The organism is Kribbella sp. C-35, from assembly GCF_046549195.1.
In the GTDB taxonomy this organism is placed as follows: Bacteria; Actinomycetota; Actinomycetes; order Propionibacteriales; family Kribbellaceae; genus Kribbella.
Window position 1 is genome coordinate 1,383,560 of sequence record NZ_JAJPWG010000001.1, and the last position, 15,489, is coordinate 1,399,048.

Genomic DNA, 15,489 nt, shown 5'->3' on the forward strand with positions numbered 1-15,489 from the left:
CGCCCCTGGCGACGCCACGGAGCACTCCCCCCCGCTTCGTGGCGTCGCCTTTTTAACGTTCAGCTGGCCCAGGCGCGGTCGATCGTCTGGGTGATGCTGTTGCCGATCAGGTCCGTCGCGGTCACCCGGATGCTCGGGTACGCACCGGCCGGGACCTGGGCGCGGACAGTGCCGATCCCGCGCAGCGACAGCTTCTTCCAGGTCTTCCCGTCGTACGAGATCTCCGCCGTGGTCCGGAAGATCCCGACGCCGCGCACACCCGGTTGGTAGCGCGGGGTGAGCTCGAGCCAGCCCTGGGTGTGCTTGTAATCGACCTGCACGAGCGGCAGCACGGCCCGGCTCTTGGACGGCACCGAAAGGAAGTGCCACTGGGTGTGCGTCGACGTCGAGGTCTTCGCCCAGCTGTTCGGACCACGCTGCTGGTCCAGCGTCAGGTCGTACCACGCGGCGCGTTCCGGGACCGTGAACTGTGCGACCGACCAGTTCTTGCTGCCCAGTTCGACGCCGTTGCTGCTCAGCTTCATGCTCGTCACGTCGCCGCGGTCGCCCCAGCCGAACGTGGTCCGGTCGCCACTCACGTACTGCGGAATCGCGATCCGCAACGCGTTCTCGAACCGCGCCGGCGGCCAGCCCTGCGCCTCGTCACCCGGCGCAGCCGACAACCCCGGTACGGCGGGACGCGTCAGCGACTCCCACCACCCGCGCGTGACCTGCTCACCCGGCCGGTAGGACCGCGTGATCGTGGACTCGAAGCCGGTCTCGTTCCACTCCCCCGCGGAGGTCTTCTCGTCCCAGGTGACGCCCTTCTGGTCAGTGACGAGGTAGTCGGTCCGCTTCACCGCACCGGCCACCAACCGCGACGCCGACAATCCGGTCGAGATCCCCGGCAGGTGCGCGATCCGCTGGTCGCGGTGCAGCCAGAACGCGTCGTTCTGCTGGAAGTCCGTCGTCACCACGGCCGGGCGCATCTTCGCGACGTCGTAGGTCAGCCCGCCCTTCACGACCGACGGGCCGAGCGCGACGTCGTACCGGTAGGTGCTGTCGAGCAGGCCGTTCAGCTGTACGGACTGCGGACCCTTCGCCAGCGCGCCGAGCAACTGGTTGCCCTGGTCGGATCGCAACAGGTAGAGCGGAACGCCCTGCTCGGTGCCGGTCGACCAGAAGCCGGGCGCTTCGTTGTAGAGGAACACCACCTTGGCGCCGGCGGCCTTCGCGGCCTTGACCTGTGCGGTCGTCTTGCTGAAGCCGCCCCACCGGATCAATACGGCGGTGTCCTTGGCGCCGGTCAGCTCGGCCGCGGTACCGTCGCCGCCGTTGTAGAGCGGGAGTTTCGCGTTCCCGACGTACACGGTCCGCTGCGATCCCTCGCGGAACGTGGACAGCCGAGCACCATCGACGTCGACGGTCAGTTTCGGCTGCGCGAGGTCCCAGCGCTGCACGACCTGGAAGGTGCCGTTGGCAACCTTTCCGAAGTCCTGCACGTAGACGCCGTCGGCGACCGTGCCGTTGTACGCCCAGCCGGACACGGCGTCGCGGTCGCCGACCTTGCGGTGCCAGGCGATCCCGATGCTCTGCGCGTCGGCCGGTCGCGGCGTCTTGATCGTCACCTTGTGCGCGGTCCGGGCGTCGAACGTGAAGGTCCGGTCGCTGCCGATCCACTCATCCGGATCGCCGAGCAGCGTGATCGAGTTCGCCCAGTTCGCCTCGTCGCCGCCGACCGCGTACGCCATCACGCTGTAGCGGCCGGTCGGTACGTCGAGCGTGCGGCTGCCGGTCTGGTCGAACGCGATCGCGCTGACGTCGCCGGTGTCCTGGTTCCACAGCTGGACGCCGCTCGCCCCGGCCTTGGTGGTGGCGGGCTGACCGTCGCGGCCGATCGCCTTCACGGTCACCTGGTTCAGCCGTCCACCGGCCGCGAACCCGAGGCCGGTCCGGTACGACGTGGCGCCGGCGCGGGCCGTCAGCACACCGGCGTACTTGGCGGGCTGGGTCTTGGCGAGGTCGAGGGTGACAGTCGCGGACCCCGTACCACCGGCGGGGATGGTCAGCCGGGCTGGGCTCACCGTCAGCCCGGCCTCCACCCCCGCCGGAGACTGTGCGTCGACCGACAGGGTGAGCGTCACCGATCGGTTCGAGTTGTTGCGGTAGGCAACCGTACGGGTGACCGGCGCGGGGGCGGTCGGGCCGGTCCAGGACAGGTCGCCGAAGAACAGGTTGGCGGTGTCAGGAAGGACCTTCGGGTCGAGGGCGTTCGGGATGTCGACCCGGCCGAGGCCCTGCTGGTCGGTGCGGGCGCCGGCCGACGGGACAGCCGTCGAGGCCAGTGCGGCCTTCAGTTGCGGGCCGGTCCAGTCGGGGTGCCGCTGCGCGAGGATCGCGGCCGCGCCGGCGACGTGCGGCGTCGCCATCGACGTACCGCTCATCGCTGTGTAGTACTGGCCGAGGATGTGGCCCTGCTCGGTGCCGGCAGCGCGCGCGGCAGCGATCTCCACGCCGGGAGCAGTCACCTCGGGCTTCAGGGCGCCGTCGCCGATCCGCGGGCCGCGGCTGGAGAAGTTCGCCAGGCTGTTGTCCCGGTCGACCGCGCCGACGGTCAGCGCCTCGGACGCGGCGCCGGGAGATCCGACGGTTTCCTCGGCGCCGGAGTTGCCGGCCGCGATCACGAACAGCGCGCCGCTCGACTTCGACAGCCGGTCGACGGCCTCGCTCATCGGGTCGGTGCCGTCCGACGGCCAGCCGCCGAGGCTCATGCTGACGACCTTCGCGCCCTGCTGGACGGCCCACTCCATTCCGGCGATCGCCTCGGAGTCGTACCCGCCGCCGCTGTTGTCGAGCACCTTGCCGATCAGCAGGTCCGAGCCCGGCGCCACACCCTTCCGCTTGCCGTCGGACGCCGTACCGAGGCCGGCGACGATCGAGGCGGTGTGCGTGCCGTGGCCGTGCAGGTCCTGGACCGCCTGGTCGGGGACGAAGCTCTCCGACGCGACGACCTGCTTGGCGAGGTCGGGGTGGCCGGCGTCGTACCCGGTGTCGAGGACGGCGACCTTCACGCCGTGGCCGTCGTACCCCTGCTTCCAGGCGGTCGGGGCGCCGATCTGCTTCGTGGACTGGTCGAGCGTGGCGTGGGTGCGGCCGTCGAGCCAGATCTTGGTCACCTGGCTGGACTTGAACGTGGTCGGGCCGCTGATGCCGTCCCAGAACGTCTTCGCGTCGGACTTCTGCACACTCACCGCGGTGCTTCCGACGCTGGCGAGGGTACGGCGGTACGTCGCAGCGGCCGGTGTACTCGGGGCGATGCTTGTCGGCGCGGTGATGAGAAGCGGAAGGCTGGCGTTGCTGGCGTCGTCGTACCCCTGCGCCGCCAGATCGGTCAGGTTGAAGAGGCGCTTGTCGAGCCGGCCCGCGGAGAGCAGCGGGTAGGCGTCGGCCGGGACCAGGGTGAGGTCTCCGTCGAACGTGCCGAAGTAGTACGGCTCGTCGTCGAGGAGGCGGGCCGAGACCTGGCCGTTGGAGCTCGTGGTCAGCTCGGCGACATCGCCGGTGACCAGCGTGATCCGCTTGCTGCTCGCGCCGGGCGTCGGGTTGGTCGCCGAAGCGGTCGCCGTGGGGCCGGCATTCGCCGTGGTGGTCGTCAGCAGCAGGGAACCGGCGACCACCGCGGCGAGCAGGCCGACCGCGGACCGGGACATTCGAGACATCACAGGGGGAAACCTCCCGACGCCCCGACCCACGCGAGGCCGTCGTAGCGACCCTCGCAGTTGCCGTCAGCCCCGGTCCACCATTACCCCTGACCTACATCCGCCATGACCGGTTCTGGTCAGGCGAAGCGCTTCGTGACGTTCTCGACTCGCTCCAGGAGATCGAGGTCGTAGGCCACGCCGGGGACGTAGAAGATGACGTAGTCGGCGCCGGCTTCGAGGACCGCCTCGACCTTGTCCGCGATCTCGTCCTCGGTGGCGACGAAGTTGTCCCGGTCGAACTTCTCCCGGTTCATCGGGCCGAGCGCCTTCTCGGTCGCCTTCTGCGGGTCGTCGCCCTTGTCGATCGGGAACACGTTGAAGTTCGTCGACTTGATGATGTCGTCGTAGTTCCGGCCGAGCTTCTCGCAGTGGCCGCGGAGGATGTCCGCCTTCTCCTTGAACAGCTGCGGGTTGCCGCCGCCGATGTTCGCGGCGTCGGCGTACTGCGCGACCAGCTTCAGCGTGACCTTCGGGCCGCCGCCGCCGATCCAGAAGCTCGGGTGCGGCTTGCGGGCGCCCTTCGGCTCGTTGATCGGGGCATCGATCGAGTAGTACTTGCCGTTGTAGACCGGCTTGTCCTCGGTCCACATCTTGTAGATGATCTCGGTCGCCTCACGGAACGCCGCCATCCGCTGCGGTACGTCGGTCCACTCGTAGCCGTACGCCTTCCACTCGTGCTCGTACCAGCCCGCGCCGATCCCGGCGTACAGGCGGCCGTGGCTGGCGACGTCGACGGTGGACGCGATCTTCGCGTACAGCGACGGGTTGCGGTAGCCGTTGCAGCCGACCATCTGGCCGATGTTCACCCGCTTGGTGTCGCGGGCCAGCGCCGCGGTCGCGCTCCAGCACTCGAAGGTGGTGTTGTCACTCGGCTCCGGCACCGTGTGGAAGTGGTCGAACAGCCAGATCGAGTCCCACGACTGCTCGTCGGCGCGCTTGGCGACGTCGGTCATCGCCTCCCACTGCTCGATCGGATCGGCGATGCCGGCCAGGTCCATCTTCCAGCCCTGCGGTACGAAGACCCCGAAACGTGTAGTCATGCTGCCATCCTTTCCGGGGATGGCAGCATCGGTCCATGAATATGAGTACTGAATTTGCACTCAATCGGACCACTACAGCTTCTTAATTCATCGGGCGCTCAGCACTCCCGCTCCGGTGCCGGGGCCGCTGCGCGGGATCGCCCGGCCGGAGAGGAGCGCGTTCAGGACGAGCGGGGACACGCGGCCACCGAACTCCTGGCGGGTCAGGGCTGCCACGCCGGCAGCGGTCGGCGCCGAGGCCGACGTACCGAAGAAGCGGCAGCCGCCCTGGGTCGTGGTCGGGCAGGTCCCCGAGCCGAAGCCGCCGACACCGCTGACCGACTCGCCGTCGGCCGCGAGCCAGTTGGGCGCCGGGAAATTCAACGCACCCGCGCCGGAGATGCCGCGGCACGGACCGGGCCTACCGCCGGGGCAGCGGGTGGTGCTGACGAGCTGCGTCGGACCGGCCGCACTGAACGGCTCGAGCGGTGCGGTCTTCGGGTCCGTGGACACGCTCGCGTTCACGGCACCCGCGCTGGTGGCGAAGACGGTGTAGTTCGAGTCCGGGTTCATCGAGCCGGCCGGGTCCGGCGGGTCGATCGTCTGGACGCCGGCCGACAGCGCCCGCCAGCGCAGGTCGAGAATCGGGGCCTTGCGCGCGGTCGAGGTGCCTTCGACGTCGACGACGAGCTTCACGGGCTGCGCCGCCTTCGTCGTGTTGAAGTACTCGAACTGCTCGATGGTGTCGCCGACGCCGTTCGCCTGGACCCCGGTGCTGGACGCGAGACACTTCGTCCCCGTGCTGTCCATCAGGTACAGGTTCAGGTCGGTGAACCCGCCCTGACCCGCGGTCGGGTAGATCGCCCGCGGCTCGCTCCACTGCAGCGTCGGCAGGATCCCGGCGCCGGGCAGCAGATTGAGGTCGTACGTCGTGTCGCTGCCGCGCAACTGCACCACGTTGTCGGGCGACTTCGGGCACCCCGTGTACGGCCCGGTCGCACCGTCCGCGCCCTGGCCCGTTCCGGTGGCCGTCACCCGCGGTGCATGCCGGTTGCCGAGGTTCCCGGCGGACGAGCTGACCCAGATGCCGTGCTTGGCGAGTGCCTCGGCCGTTGCGGCGCCGAGGCCCTGCTGGAACGCGGGCTCGTCGTCGAGCGCGATGTCTTCGGCAATCATCGTGACGCCGGCCTTCGCCAGCACATGGAACGCTTCGAAGTAGTCCGCATTGGTCTCCAGCGTGCTCGCGTAGGCGAGCTTCGCGTCCGGCGCGAGGTCGTGGATGATCTCCATCATCGCGGTGCCCTCGTCGTTGACGTACGTCGGCGCCTGCCGCAGCACCTGGACGTCGGACGGCAGCTCACCCGCGGCGACCGCGTCGGCCAGGTGGTCGACGTCGCCGGAGATCACGCCGATCTTCTGACCGCGGCCGGTCAGGCCCTTGGCCTGCGCCTTGTCCGCCTGGTGCAGCGGCACGCCCTCCGCGGTGATCGGGCCGACGTCGACGGCGGGCCGCAGGGACGGACGCAGCGCCGTCACCCAGCCGAGTGCCGCGACCGCGTCCAGCTTGTCGTACGGGACCGTGGCGGAGACCAGGCCCGTGGTCGGCAGGTCGACGCCGGCCGGGCTCGTGAAGTCCGCGGAGTTCTTGAGGACCGAGACGCCGAGCGCGGTGAGGTCGGCTTGCTGCTGCGCGGTGACCGGCGCGGCGGCGTACACCTGGACGCCGAGGTTGTTGCCTTCGACGCTCAGTGAGCGGGCCTGCGCGCTCGATTGCTTGCTCGCGGCCAGTGTCGCGGCGTCGCGCAACATCGACGGGATCTTCGCCGCGGCCGGGCCTTGTGCGGTCGGTGCTGCTGCCAGGTCCGGTGGTGCCGCCGCGGTCGCCGGGGAGACGACGGCAACCACAGCCATCGGAACGATCAGCATGACACTGCCCAGCACATATCGGAGCTTCATAGGTGTCCTCTCCCCCTACAGCGGCGGTCGCGACCCACAGTCATCTACCCACCAACCGGCTGTCCAGTCCTTGCGTCGTAACAATGCGAAGGAGGATTCATCATCGAGACCACGAAGTTCGACCACCTGTTCACCGCCGCGGTACCGCGGATCACAGCCGGCAACCACCAGCGCGACGAGCTCCCGCGCGAAGGCGGGCGCTGGCCGCTCAGCGTCGTACTGCGGCCTGTACCGGAAAGCCAGCTCGCGCACGTGCTGGACGCCGTCACGCGGGAGGCGGCGGAACTGGCGGGGCCTGAGCACTGGCAGACCGGGCAACTCAGCTCCGCCCACCTGACTGTCCGCGCCCTGGAGCCCCGCCGCGAGCACCTCCCCGCCGACGATCCAGTCGTCGCCCGCTACCAGTCGGCGTTGCACCGCGCGACCACTCGTGCCCAGTGGCCGATCGGGTTCCGAGTCACCGGCCTAACCCTCACCCCAGGCACGGTCATGGCCTGCGCCGAGCCGTTGGACCCGGCGGCCGACACGTTCAGCGACCATGTCACCCACGAGCTCGGGCCCGACGCCTGGTACGAGACCGAACGCCGCGACATCTGGTACCTCAATCTCCTCCACTTCACGGGCGCCATCACGGCCCCGGACGCCCTGATCAAGTGGGTCACGGACCACCGCACGACCCCGCTCGGCACCGTGGACATCGAGGCCCCGGAGCTCGTCCGCTCCGAGTACCAACCGGATCCGCGTCCGCACATGCGTCCGGTTCGGATCCCGGGATGAACAGTCAGCGCCGCCGGACGAGGTCTTCTTTCTCGAGGTCGCGATCGATCCAGAGCAAGTAGTCAGGCGTCAGTTCGCACCGGTACTGCGGATGCTCGCCCCGCAGCCCCGCGGCAGTTTGTGCGAGCAGGTCCTCGATGTCGACGTACGCGTTCTCGCTCGGTGGGCTGTCGTCGAAGCAGTCGAGGACTCCGCCGGTCCCGCTGGGGCGGACGGCCAGGAGGCATCCCGTGTAGTCGACCGCGAACGGCACCGCGGTCGGGAGGCCCCACAACCGGGTCAAGGCGTCGTAGCGGCGGAAGCTCTCGATCGCCGTGTCCACCCGTAGCGGAGTCCAGCCGCCGACCATGCAGAAGCCGTTCGCGTTGATCACGGAACTGCCGTCGTGGACGGCATACATCTCGACCAGTTGGTCGGGGAGCGGCGAATCGATCGCCCTCGACCATCGCCCGAATGCTCACCACCGGATCCTAAGAGGTCCCGCGAGACCTCTGAGCCTGGATCTGTGAACGCAGGGCCGGTCCGGCACCCGATGTCCGTCGAGTCGTGGGATTTGGCGGTCAGATACAGCTGTCGACAGCCTCGATCCACGACTCGCGGTTTCGAGCGGCAATCAAACGCCACGACTCGGCGTGAGACCGTACGGGCGGCCCGCGGGAGCCGTCGTAGCGGGGGGCGACGGTGGTGACCGCGGACAGGAACCGGGGACTGGAGACAGGAAATGCCATGTCCCAGCCCCCCATAACCTGTCCCCAGTCCCCGGCTGGGCGACGATCACGCACACATCGGCCTCGGCCTGTGAGAGCGCTCTAGTTTCGGAACCGGTGAGGTCTTGACCCGGGTTCGGGGAGGGCTGAGAGTCGGGCGCGAGTGCTCATGCTCTGTGTCCCCCTCGATGTCCTTCTGTGTGTCCCCTGTGAGGAGTCGCCATGCTCTGGTGGTCTGGTTCTCGATCCGTGGATCGCCGGAGGAGGCGGGTGGCGGTTCTCGCGGCAGCCGCATTGCTGGGCGGTCTGCTGGTGACGACGCCGGCGGCGGCCGACGATCCGGTTCCGGTGACGTTGGCGGCGTTCGAGGGCGCGGAGCCGTTCGCGGCGCCGCCGAACGCCGGGATCTTCACCTGGGGCAGCGACGCGGACGACCCGCCGACCCTCGAGCTGCAGACTCGCGCGGACGCGCCGGCCGGCGAGAAGGTGCTGCACGGGACGTACGACATCAGCGGCTGGGGCGGTTTCAGTCACGACGTCACGTACGACGTGAACCCCGGCGACTGGTCGCCGTACAAGGGGATCCGGTTCTGGTGGTACGGGCAGAACACCGCCCCGCTTCCGCCCGGCTCCGGGAAGCGGATCTTCTTCGAGATCAAGGACGGCGGGGCGAACGCCGAGGCGTCCGAGCTGTGGAACACCAGCTTCACCGACGACTGGCAGGGTTGGCACCTGGTCGAGATCCCGTTCAGCGAGCTCGTGTACCGCGGGGACTACCAGCCCGTCGGCGGTATCGACCACATCCTGAACCTGACCCAGATGTGGGGCTACGCGTTCACGATGCCGGCCGGCGCACCGGGTGAGTTCGCGATCGACCAGGTCGAGGTCTACGGCAAGGCCGACCCGGCGCTGAAGAACAGTGTCGTCACCGACGCCGACGTGTACCCGGTCAAGGAGGGCGGGACCGCGCAGGTGAAGGTCACGGTCGCGACCACCGGCGGTACGCCGCTCGACGAGCCGGTCACCGTCGACTACCAGACCGGAACCGGAACGGCCGGCGCCGACGACTACACGCCGGTTTCCGGAACGATCACGTTCCCGGCCGGAACGATTTCCGGAACGTCGCAGAACGTTTCCGTGACCACCCGGAAAGACCGTTCCGCCGAGGTCGCGGAAACCGTTCCCCTCGAGCTCACGGTCACCGGCGCGAAGGCCCCGCAGACCCAGCCGGTCGTGGTGATCGACGCGCACGACCTGCCGTACCTGAACAAGAAACTCCCGATCCGGAAACGGGTCGACGACCTGCTCGCCCGGATGACTGTTTCGGAAAAAGTCGGACAGATGACCCAGGCCGAGCGGAACGCGCTCCGGTCCCGCTCGGACATCGCGTCGTACGCGCTCGGCTCGCTGCTGTCCGGCGGCGGCTCCGTCCCGACCCCGAACACCCCGGCCGCCTGGGCCGCGATGATCGACACCTTCCAGCGGAACGCGCAGGCGACCCGCCTGCAGATCCCGCTGATCTACGGCGTCGACGCGGTGCACGGGCACAACAACGTGATCGGCGCGACGATCCTGCCGCACAACATCGCGATCGGCGCCACCCGCGATCCGGACCTGGCCCGGCGGACCGGTGAGGTGACCGCGACCGAGGTCCGCGCCACCGGCATCCCGTGGGACTTCGCGCCGTGCGTGTGCGTGGTCCGCGACGACCGCTGGGGCCGCGCATACGAGGGGTACGGCGAGGATCCGGCGCTCGTGCAGTCGCTGGCGACCGTGATCACCGGTCTGCAGGGCAAGGCCGACGGCAGTCAGCTCGCGCGCAACGACCGCGTCCTCGCCACCGCGAAGCACTTCGTCGGCGACGGCGGCACGACGTACGGCAGCTCGACGACCGGCTCGTACAAGATCGACCAGGGCGTCACGCAGGTGACCCGGCAGCAGCTGGAGACGATCCACCTCGCGCCGTTCCAGACCGCGGTCGACCTCGGCATCGGCACCGTGATGCCGTCGTACTCGAGCATGTCGGTCGACGGCGCCGCACCGGTCAAGATGCACGGCGACGGCGAGCTGATCAACGGCGTACTGAAGCAGCGGATGGGCTTCGGCGGGTTCGTGATCAGCGACTGGCAGGCGATCGACCAGCTGCCGGGCGACTACGCGAGCGACATCCGGACGTCGATCAACGCCGGCCTGGACATGATCATGGTGCCGACCAACTACCAGGGCTTCACCCAGGGCCTGACCGAGGAGATCGGCGCCGGCCGGATCCCGATGACCCGGATCGACGACGCGGTCCGCCGGATCCTGACCGAGAAGTTCAAGCTCGGCCTGTTCGAGCACCCGTACGCCGACACGACCAACGCCGCATCCATCGGATCGGCCGCACATCGAGCCGTCGGGCGCGAGGCCGCGGCGAAATCCCAGGTGCTGTTGAAGAACGACGGAAACCTGTTGCCACTGGCATCGACTGCCAAGGTGTACGTCGCCGGCAGCAACGCGAACGACCTCGGCAACCAGATGGGCGGCTGGAGCATCAGCTGGCAGGGCGGATCCGGTGCGACGACCACGGGTACGACGATCCTCGACGGGATCAAGCAGGTAGTACCGGATGCGACGTTCAGCGCGGACGCGTCAGCGCCGCTCGAGGGTCACGACGTCGGCGTGGTCGTGGTCGGAGAACGCCCGTACGCCGAAGGAATCGGGGATGTCGGCAACGGTCACGACCTACTGCTCTCGGACGCCGACAAGGCCGCCGTGGACAAGGTCTGCGGCGCGATGAAGTGCGTCGTACTGATCGTGTCCGGTCGTCCGCAGGTGATCGCGGACCAGCTCGGCAAGATCAACGCACTGGTCGCGTCGTGGCTGCCTGGGACTGAGGGCGCCGGTGTTGCGGACGTGCTGTTCGGCAAGGTCCCGTTCAGCGGTCGCCTGCCGGTGAGCTGGCCGCGCGCGGAGGATCAGCAGCCGTTGAACGTCGGCGATGCGTCCTACAACCCGCAGTACCCGTTCGGTTGGGGCCTCACGACCCAGACTGCAGCTCGTGCCGCGCTGACCGAGGCCCGCAACACCCTGCTGCGCAAGCACGATCCGTACGCGGTGGCGGCCGGGATCGCGGCGGGTGTCGCGCTCCAGGTCCGCGACTGGTCGGGGCCGCAGGCAACCATTGCGTTGGCCGCCGCAGCACAGTCCGCCAAGTTCCTGGAGCGCACCAAGGCGGACACCTTCGCCGAGGACGATGCCGTCGTCGGCGTGGCGCGGTGGATCGCGCAGAACCACGTCGGCCAGAACCTGAACGAGCCGGCGTCGAAGCTCATCTCCGACGCCGACCACGCCCTCCTCAGCGGGCAACTGAGCACCGCGGTCGCGAAACTGGCAGCGGCTTCTAGGTAAGACAAGTGCCGGCCGGGACGGTGACCCCTCATCCGTCCCGGCCAACACACCCCACGCACGAGACCCACCGCCCCAGATCCCCACGGGCCTCGCGCCCCCGCGCCTTTACCCCGCGGAACGTCAGCGGCTGATCTTCGCGGCCGCCTGGCGCGCGAGCTTGTCGAAGTTCGGCGCGGGCACGCCCGGGCCCATCTCGCTGAACGCCAGCACCGAGACGTTGCGTCCCTTCAGCGTGACGGCGTACGGGAAACCGCCGGCCTCGCTGCCCGGGTCGTTCGGCTTCGGGTAGTCGTACCAGCGGATCACCTGCGTGAGGTCGCCCGAGGCGCCCTTGACCACGCGGTTCTCGGTGATCTTCCGCGCGTGCGTCGGCGCCGGCTTGCTGTACGTGCAGCTCTTCAGCGTCGCGATGATCGAGTTGTACGCCGCCCGCGCGGTCGCCGCGTTCGCGTACTGGCTGACGTACTGCGCGCCGTACGCGTCCATCTCGTCGGTGAATCCGCGGGCCATCCGCGCCGAGACTCGCTTGCCCTCGGTCGACGCCGGTCCGCAGTAGGTCTTCGGCAGAATTCCCCTGTCAACCTGCCGAATCCAGTCCCGCCGCGCGTCGGCCTTCTTGACCTCGCCGACCGTCAGCATCTGCGACCGGCTCAGCGCGGTCGCCGACGTCGTACCGGCGTCCGCCCCCTGCGTCGCCAGGGCCGTGAGCCCCACGGCCAGCACACCTGTCGCCACACCGGTCGCAACCACACCTCGGCACATGCCCCCAGCAAACTTCATGGTCCGTCCCCTCGTCGGTTGGTTGTACGAGTAGACGTGCGACCCCCGGAAAAGGTTGTTTCTGGTCTAGACGGATCTAGACGGAGGTTCGGCCGCGGAGGCGGCGGAGCATCCGGGCGTCCTCGAAGCCGACGGTGCGGGCGGCGGATTCGACGGTGGTGCCGTGGCCGATGAGGTGTTCGGCTCGCTCCAGGCGGAGGAGTTGCTGGTACCGGAGCGGGGTGAGGCCGGTGGCGGCGGTGAAGATGCGGGTCAGCGTGCGTTCGCTGACGCCGACCTGCCCGGCCAGATCGGTCAGCGGCAGGCGGTCGGCGTACCGGGCGTCGATGACGTCCTGGACGCGGTGCGCGAGGTCGTTGAGGTGATCGCGGTGGCGGAGCATCGCGGATTCCTGCAGTTCGTCGCCGTTGCGGCGGGCGTACACGACCATCTCGCGCGCGACCCGGGCCGCCGCCTCGGCGCCGCGGCCGACCGCGACCAGGTGCAGCGCGAGGTCGATACCGCTCGCGATCCCGGCGGAGGTGATGACGCGATCGTCCTCGACGTACAGCACGTCCCGGACGATGATCGCCCGCGGGTAGCGGGCGGCCAGCTCGTCGGTCAGGTCGTGATGGGTCGTGAAGCGCCGCCCGTCGAGGAGGCCCGCCCACCCGAGGGCGTCAGCACCCGAGCAGACACTCGCAACCGATCCACCTCCCGCGTGGTGCGCACGCAGTCGCTCCCGGAACTCCGACCCGATGGGCGGCTCCGGCGACAACCGCGGCGACCGCCATCCCGGTACGACGACCAGGTCCCCCGCATCGAGCTCCGGCCACTCCAGTTGGGCCCGCAACGGCACGCCCTGAGCGGTCGCGATCTCCTCGGATTCGGCGACGTACGAGACCTCGTACCCGTACCCGAAGTCGTTCGCGGTCGTGAACACCTGCGCCGGCCCGGCCAGATCCAGCAAGTGGAGCCTCGGCACCAGTACGAAGACGACGCGAGTAGGGCGCATCCGGTCAGGATGGCATGGGTAGGCCGGCGAGCTCGTCGAGCGTCCGGATGGTGGCGAACCGGCCGGCCAGCGCGTACTCCGTGCGCTCGACGACCTGCTCCGCGGTCAGGGTCCGCGGGTCGGCGAGGATCTCCTCGACGGTCGCTTCGTCGCGGATCGACCAGTGCGCCAACGCCATCGTCGCGGTCGCCTCGGTGACGAACACGACGTCGTACCCGAGGTCGGACGCGACGCGTGCAGTGGTCTCGCAGCACTGCTCGGTACGGATGCCGGAGACAACGACCTCACCGACGCCGTGCTGGGTCAGCAGCTGCTGGAGATTCGTTGTGGTGAAGGCGTTGTGCGACGTCTTGGTGAGGATCGGCTCGCCCGGCAACGGTTCGAGTCCGTCGATCAGCCGGACGTGCCCGTTGACCGGGTCGAACGCGCCACCGGTCCCCGGCTCGGTGTGCAGCACCCAGACGACGAGATCACCCTTGTCTCGGGCAGCCTGCACCAGGCGGTCCACGCGCTCGGCGATGTCGGGGTGGTTCACCAGCTGCCAGTTCGGGCGGACCCGGAACGATTCCTGGACGTCGATCACGATCAGTGCGGTTCGGCTCATGACCTCATCCTCGCCCGCGCACGACGTACCGCTGAAGGCTCGATCGGGCCCCGGACCGGACCGATCTGGTCATGGTGTCCGCGAGCACGGAGAGATCGGACGAATTCACACCGTTCCGAACTGTTCCAAACACTCCTCCACCGTGCTTATCGTGCCCAGGTCTGGTTTCTACAACGATTGAGGGGATTGCGATGCCCGATCACCTGCCCCGCCGCCAGGTCCTCCGGACCGCCGGCGCCCTGGGCCTCGGTGCCGCCGCCGCGGGCGCTCTCAGCACTACCGCCGACGCGAACACCCAGGCCGCTGGTACGCCGGATAAGTTGAAGACCATGGGCGCACACCACGGCAAACTCGAGATCCACAAGGACAAGTTCGGCACCACCCCGGACGGTCAGCAGGTGGACGTCTACACGTTCACCAACGGCCGGGTGACGATCTCGATGCTCACCTGGGGCGCGACCATCCAGAAGGTGGAGACGCCGGACCGCCGCGGCAGGACCACGAACATCAGCCTCGGCTTCGACAACCTGCCGGACTACGCCAAGCTCAGCCCGTACTTCGGCGCCACCATCGGGCGGTACGGCAACCGGATCGCGAAGGGCAAGTTCACCCTGGACGGGACGGCGTACCAGATCCCGGTCAACAACGGCGAGAACGCGCTGCACGGCGGCACGCTCGGCTTCGACAAGAAGGTCTGGAAGGCCGAGGTCGTCAAGAACGACAAGGCCGTCGGCGTCGCGTTCACCTACGTCAGCCCGGACGGGGAGATGGGCTTCCCCGGTGAGCTCACCAGCACCGTCACGTACACGCTGGACAAGCGCGACGACCTGCGGATCGACTACCACGCGACCGTGGCCGGCAAGGCGACGATCGTGAACCTGACCAACCACGTGTACTTCAACCTGCTCGGCGAGGGCAACGGCACCATCTACGACCACGTGCTGGAGCTGAACGCACCGAAGTACACACCGGTCGACGCCACGCTGATCCCGACCGGCGAGATCGCCCCGGTGGCCGGTACGCCGTTCGACTTCAGCAAGCCGACTGCGATCGGCAAGCGGCTCCGCGGCGATCATCAGCAGCTGATCTTCGGCCGCGGATACGACCACAACTTCGTGATCGGCGGGCAGCCGGACAGCAACGGGTTGCGGCTCGCGGGGCGCTTCTGGGAGCCGGAGCACGGCCGCACGATCGAGGTGCTCACCGACCAGCCGGGTGTCCAGTTCTACAGCGGCAACTTCCTCGACGGCACGTTCCTCGGTATCGGCAACAAGGCCTACCGCCAGGGCGACGCGTTCGCCTTCGAGACCCAGCACTTCCCGGACTCCCCGAACCACTCCAACTTCCCGTCCACGGTCCTGCGCCCGGGCGAGGTCTACGAGTCCACGACCATTTACCGCTTCGGGACCAAGTAGACCGCCCGTAGCAGGACCGACCGCCAGGCCATCACAATTGCTCCGCCGACGCCCGGCCCCGCCTGATGGTGGGGCCGGGCGTCACTTGTGATGGCCTGGCGGTTCGG

At 68.8% G+C, this 15,489-nt stretch carries 10 protein-coding genes; 3 read left to right on the plus strand and 7 right to left on the minus strand.

Features of this window, described 5'->3' with window-relative positions:
• Window positions 1-59 precede the first annotated feature (59 nt).
• From ACLJOO_RS07095 to ACLJOO_RS07105, 3 genes are all read right to left on the minus strand, one after another.
• A complete protein-coding gene (locus tag ACLJOO_RS07095) occupies window positions 60-3,689 on the minus strand; it encodes a S8 family peptidase (protein ID WP_410785995.1) in 3,630 nt (1,209 codons plus the stop codon).
• A 128-nt stretch (window positions 3,690-3,817) separates the two neighbouring features.
• Window positions 3,818-4,780 carry an LLM class F420-dependent oxidoreductase gene (locus ACLJOO_RS07100; protein ID WP_410785996.1) on the minus strand — a complete coding sequence of 321 codons (963 nt, stop codon included), beginning with the start codon at window positions 4,778-4,780 and terminating at the stop codon, window positions 3,818-3,820.
• Between the two features lie 87 nt (window positions 4,781-4,867).
• A complete protein-coding gene (locus ACLJOO_RS07105) occupies window positions 4,868-6,715 on the minus strand; it encodes a hypothetical protein (RefSeq protein WP_410785997.1) in 1,848 nt (615 codons plus the stop codon).
• 252 nt (window positions 6,716-6,967) lie between these two features.
• Between ACLJOO_RS07105 and ACLJOO_RS07110 the strand changes: the two genes are divergently transcribed.
• Entirely contained in the window at window positions 6,968-7,492 is a 525-nt protein-coding gene (locus tag ACLJOO_RS07110; RefSeq protein WP_410785999.1) for a hypothetical protein, read from the plus strand.
• Window positions 7,493-7,496: 4 nt separating this feature from the next.
• Here ACLJOO_RS07110 and ACLJOO_RS07115 read toward each other — a convergent pair whose 3' ends face one another.
• Complete coding sequence (locus tag ACLJOO_RS07115; RefSeq protein ID WP_410786001.1) at window positions 7,497-7,892, minus strand: hypothetical protein; 396 nt, start codon at window positions 7,890-7,892, stop codon at window positions 7,497-7,499.
• Window positions 7,893-8,469: 577 nt separating this feature from the next.
• Between ACLJOO_RS07115 and ACLJOO_RS07120 the strand changes: the two genes are divergently transcribed.
• Window positions 8,470-11,589, plus strand: coding sequence for a glycoside hydrolase family 3 N-terminal domain-containing protein (locus ACLJOO_RS07120; RefSeq protein WP_410786002.1), 3,120 nt, complete (start codon window positions 8,470-8,472; stop codon window positions 11,587-11,589).
• A gap of 120 nt (window positions 11,590-11,709) precedes the next feature.
• On the opposite strand, the gene ACLJOO_RS07125 is transcribed toward ACLJOO_RS07120, so the two are convergent.
• The 3 genes from ACLJOO_RS07125 to ACLJOO_RS07135 all read right to left on the minus strand — a co-directional run bounded on the left by ACLJOO_RS07125 (window position 11,710) and on the right by ACLJOO_RS07135 (window position 13,967).
• Window positions 11,710-12,369, minus strand: a complete 660-nt coding sequence (locus ACLJOO_RS07125) for a hypothetical protein (protein ID WP_410786003.1) — start codon at window positions 12,367-12,369, stop codon at window positions 11,710-11,712.
• Window positions 12,370-12,445: 76 nt separating this feature from the next.
• Window positions 12,446-13,363, minus strand: a complete 918-nt coding sequence (locus ACLJOO_RS07130; protein ID WP_410786004.1) for a GlxA family transcriptional regulator — start codon at window positions 13,361-13,363, stop codon at window positions 12,446-12,448.
• A 4-nt stretch (window positions 13,364-13,367) separates the two neighbouring features.
• Window positions 13,368-13,967, minus strand: coding sequence for an isochorismatase family protein (locus ACLJOO_RS07135; protein WP_410786005.1), 600 nt, complete (start codon window positions 13,965-13,967; stop codon window positions 13,368-13,370).
• Between the two features lie 191 nt (window positions 13,968-14,158).
• Here ACLJOO_RS07135 and ACLJOO_RS07140 point away from each other — a divergent pair, with 191 nt between their 5' ends.
• Window positions 14,159-15,382, plus strand: coding sequence for an aldose epimerase family protein (locus ACLJOO_RS07140; RefSeq protein ID WP_410786007.1), 1,224 nt, complete (start codon window positions 14,159-14,161; stop codon window positions 15,380-15,382).
• The last annotated feature ends 107 nt before the right edge of the window (window positions 15,383-15,489 follow it).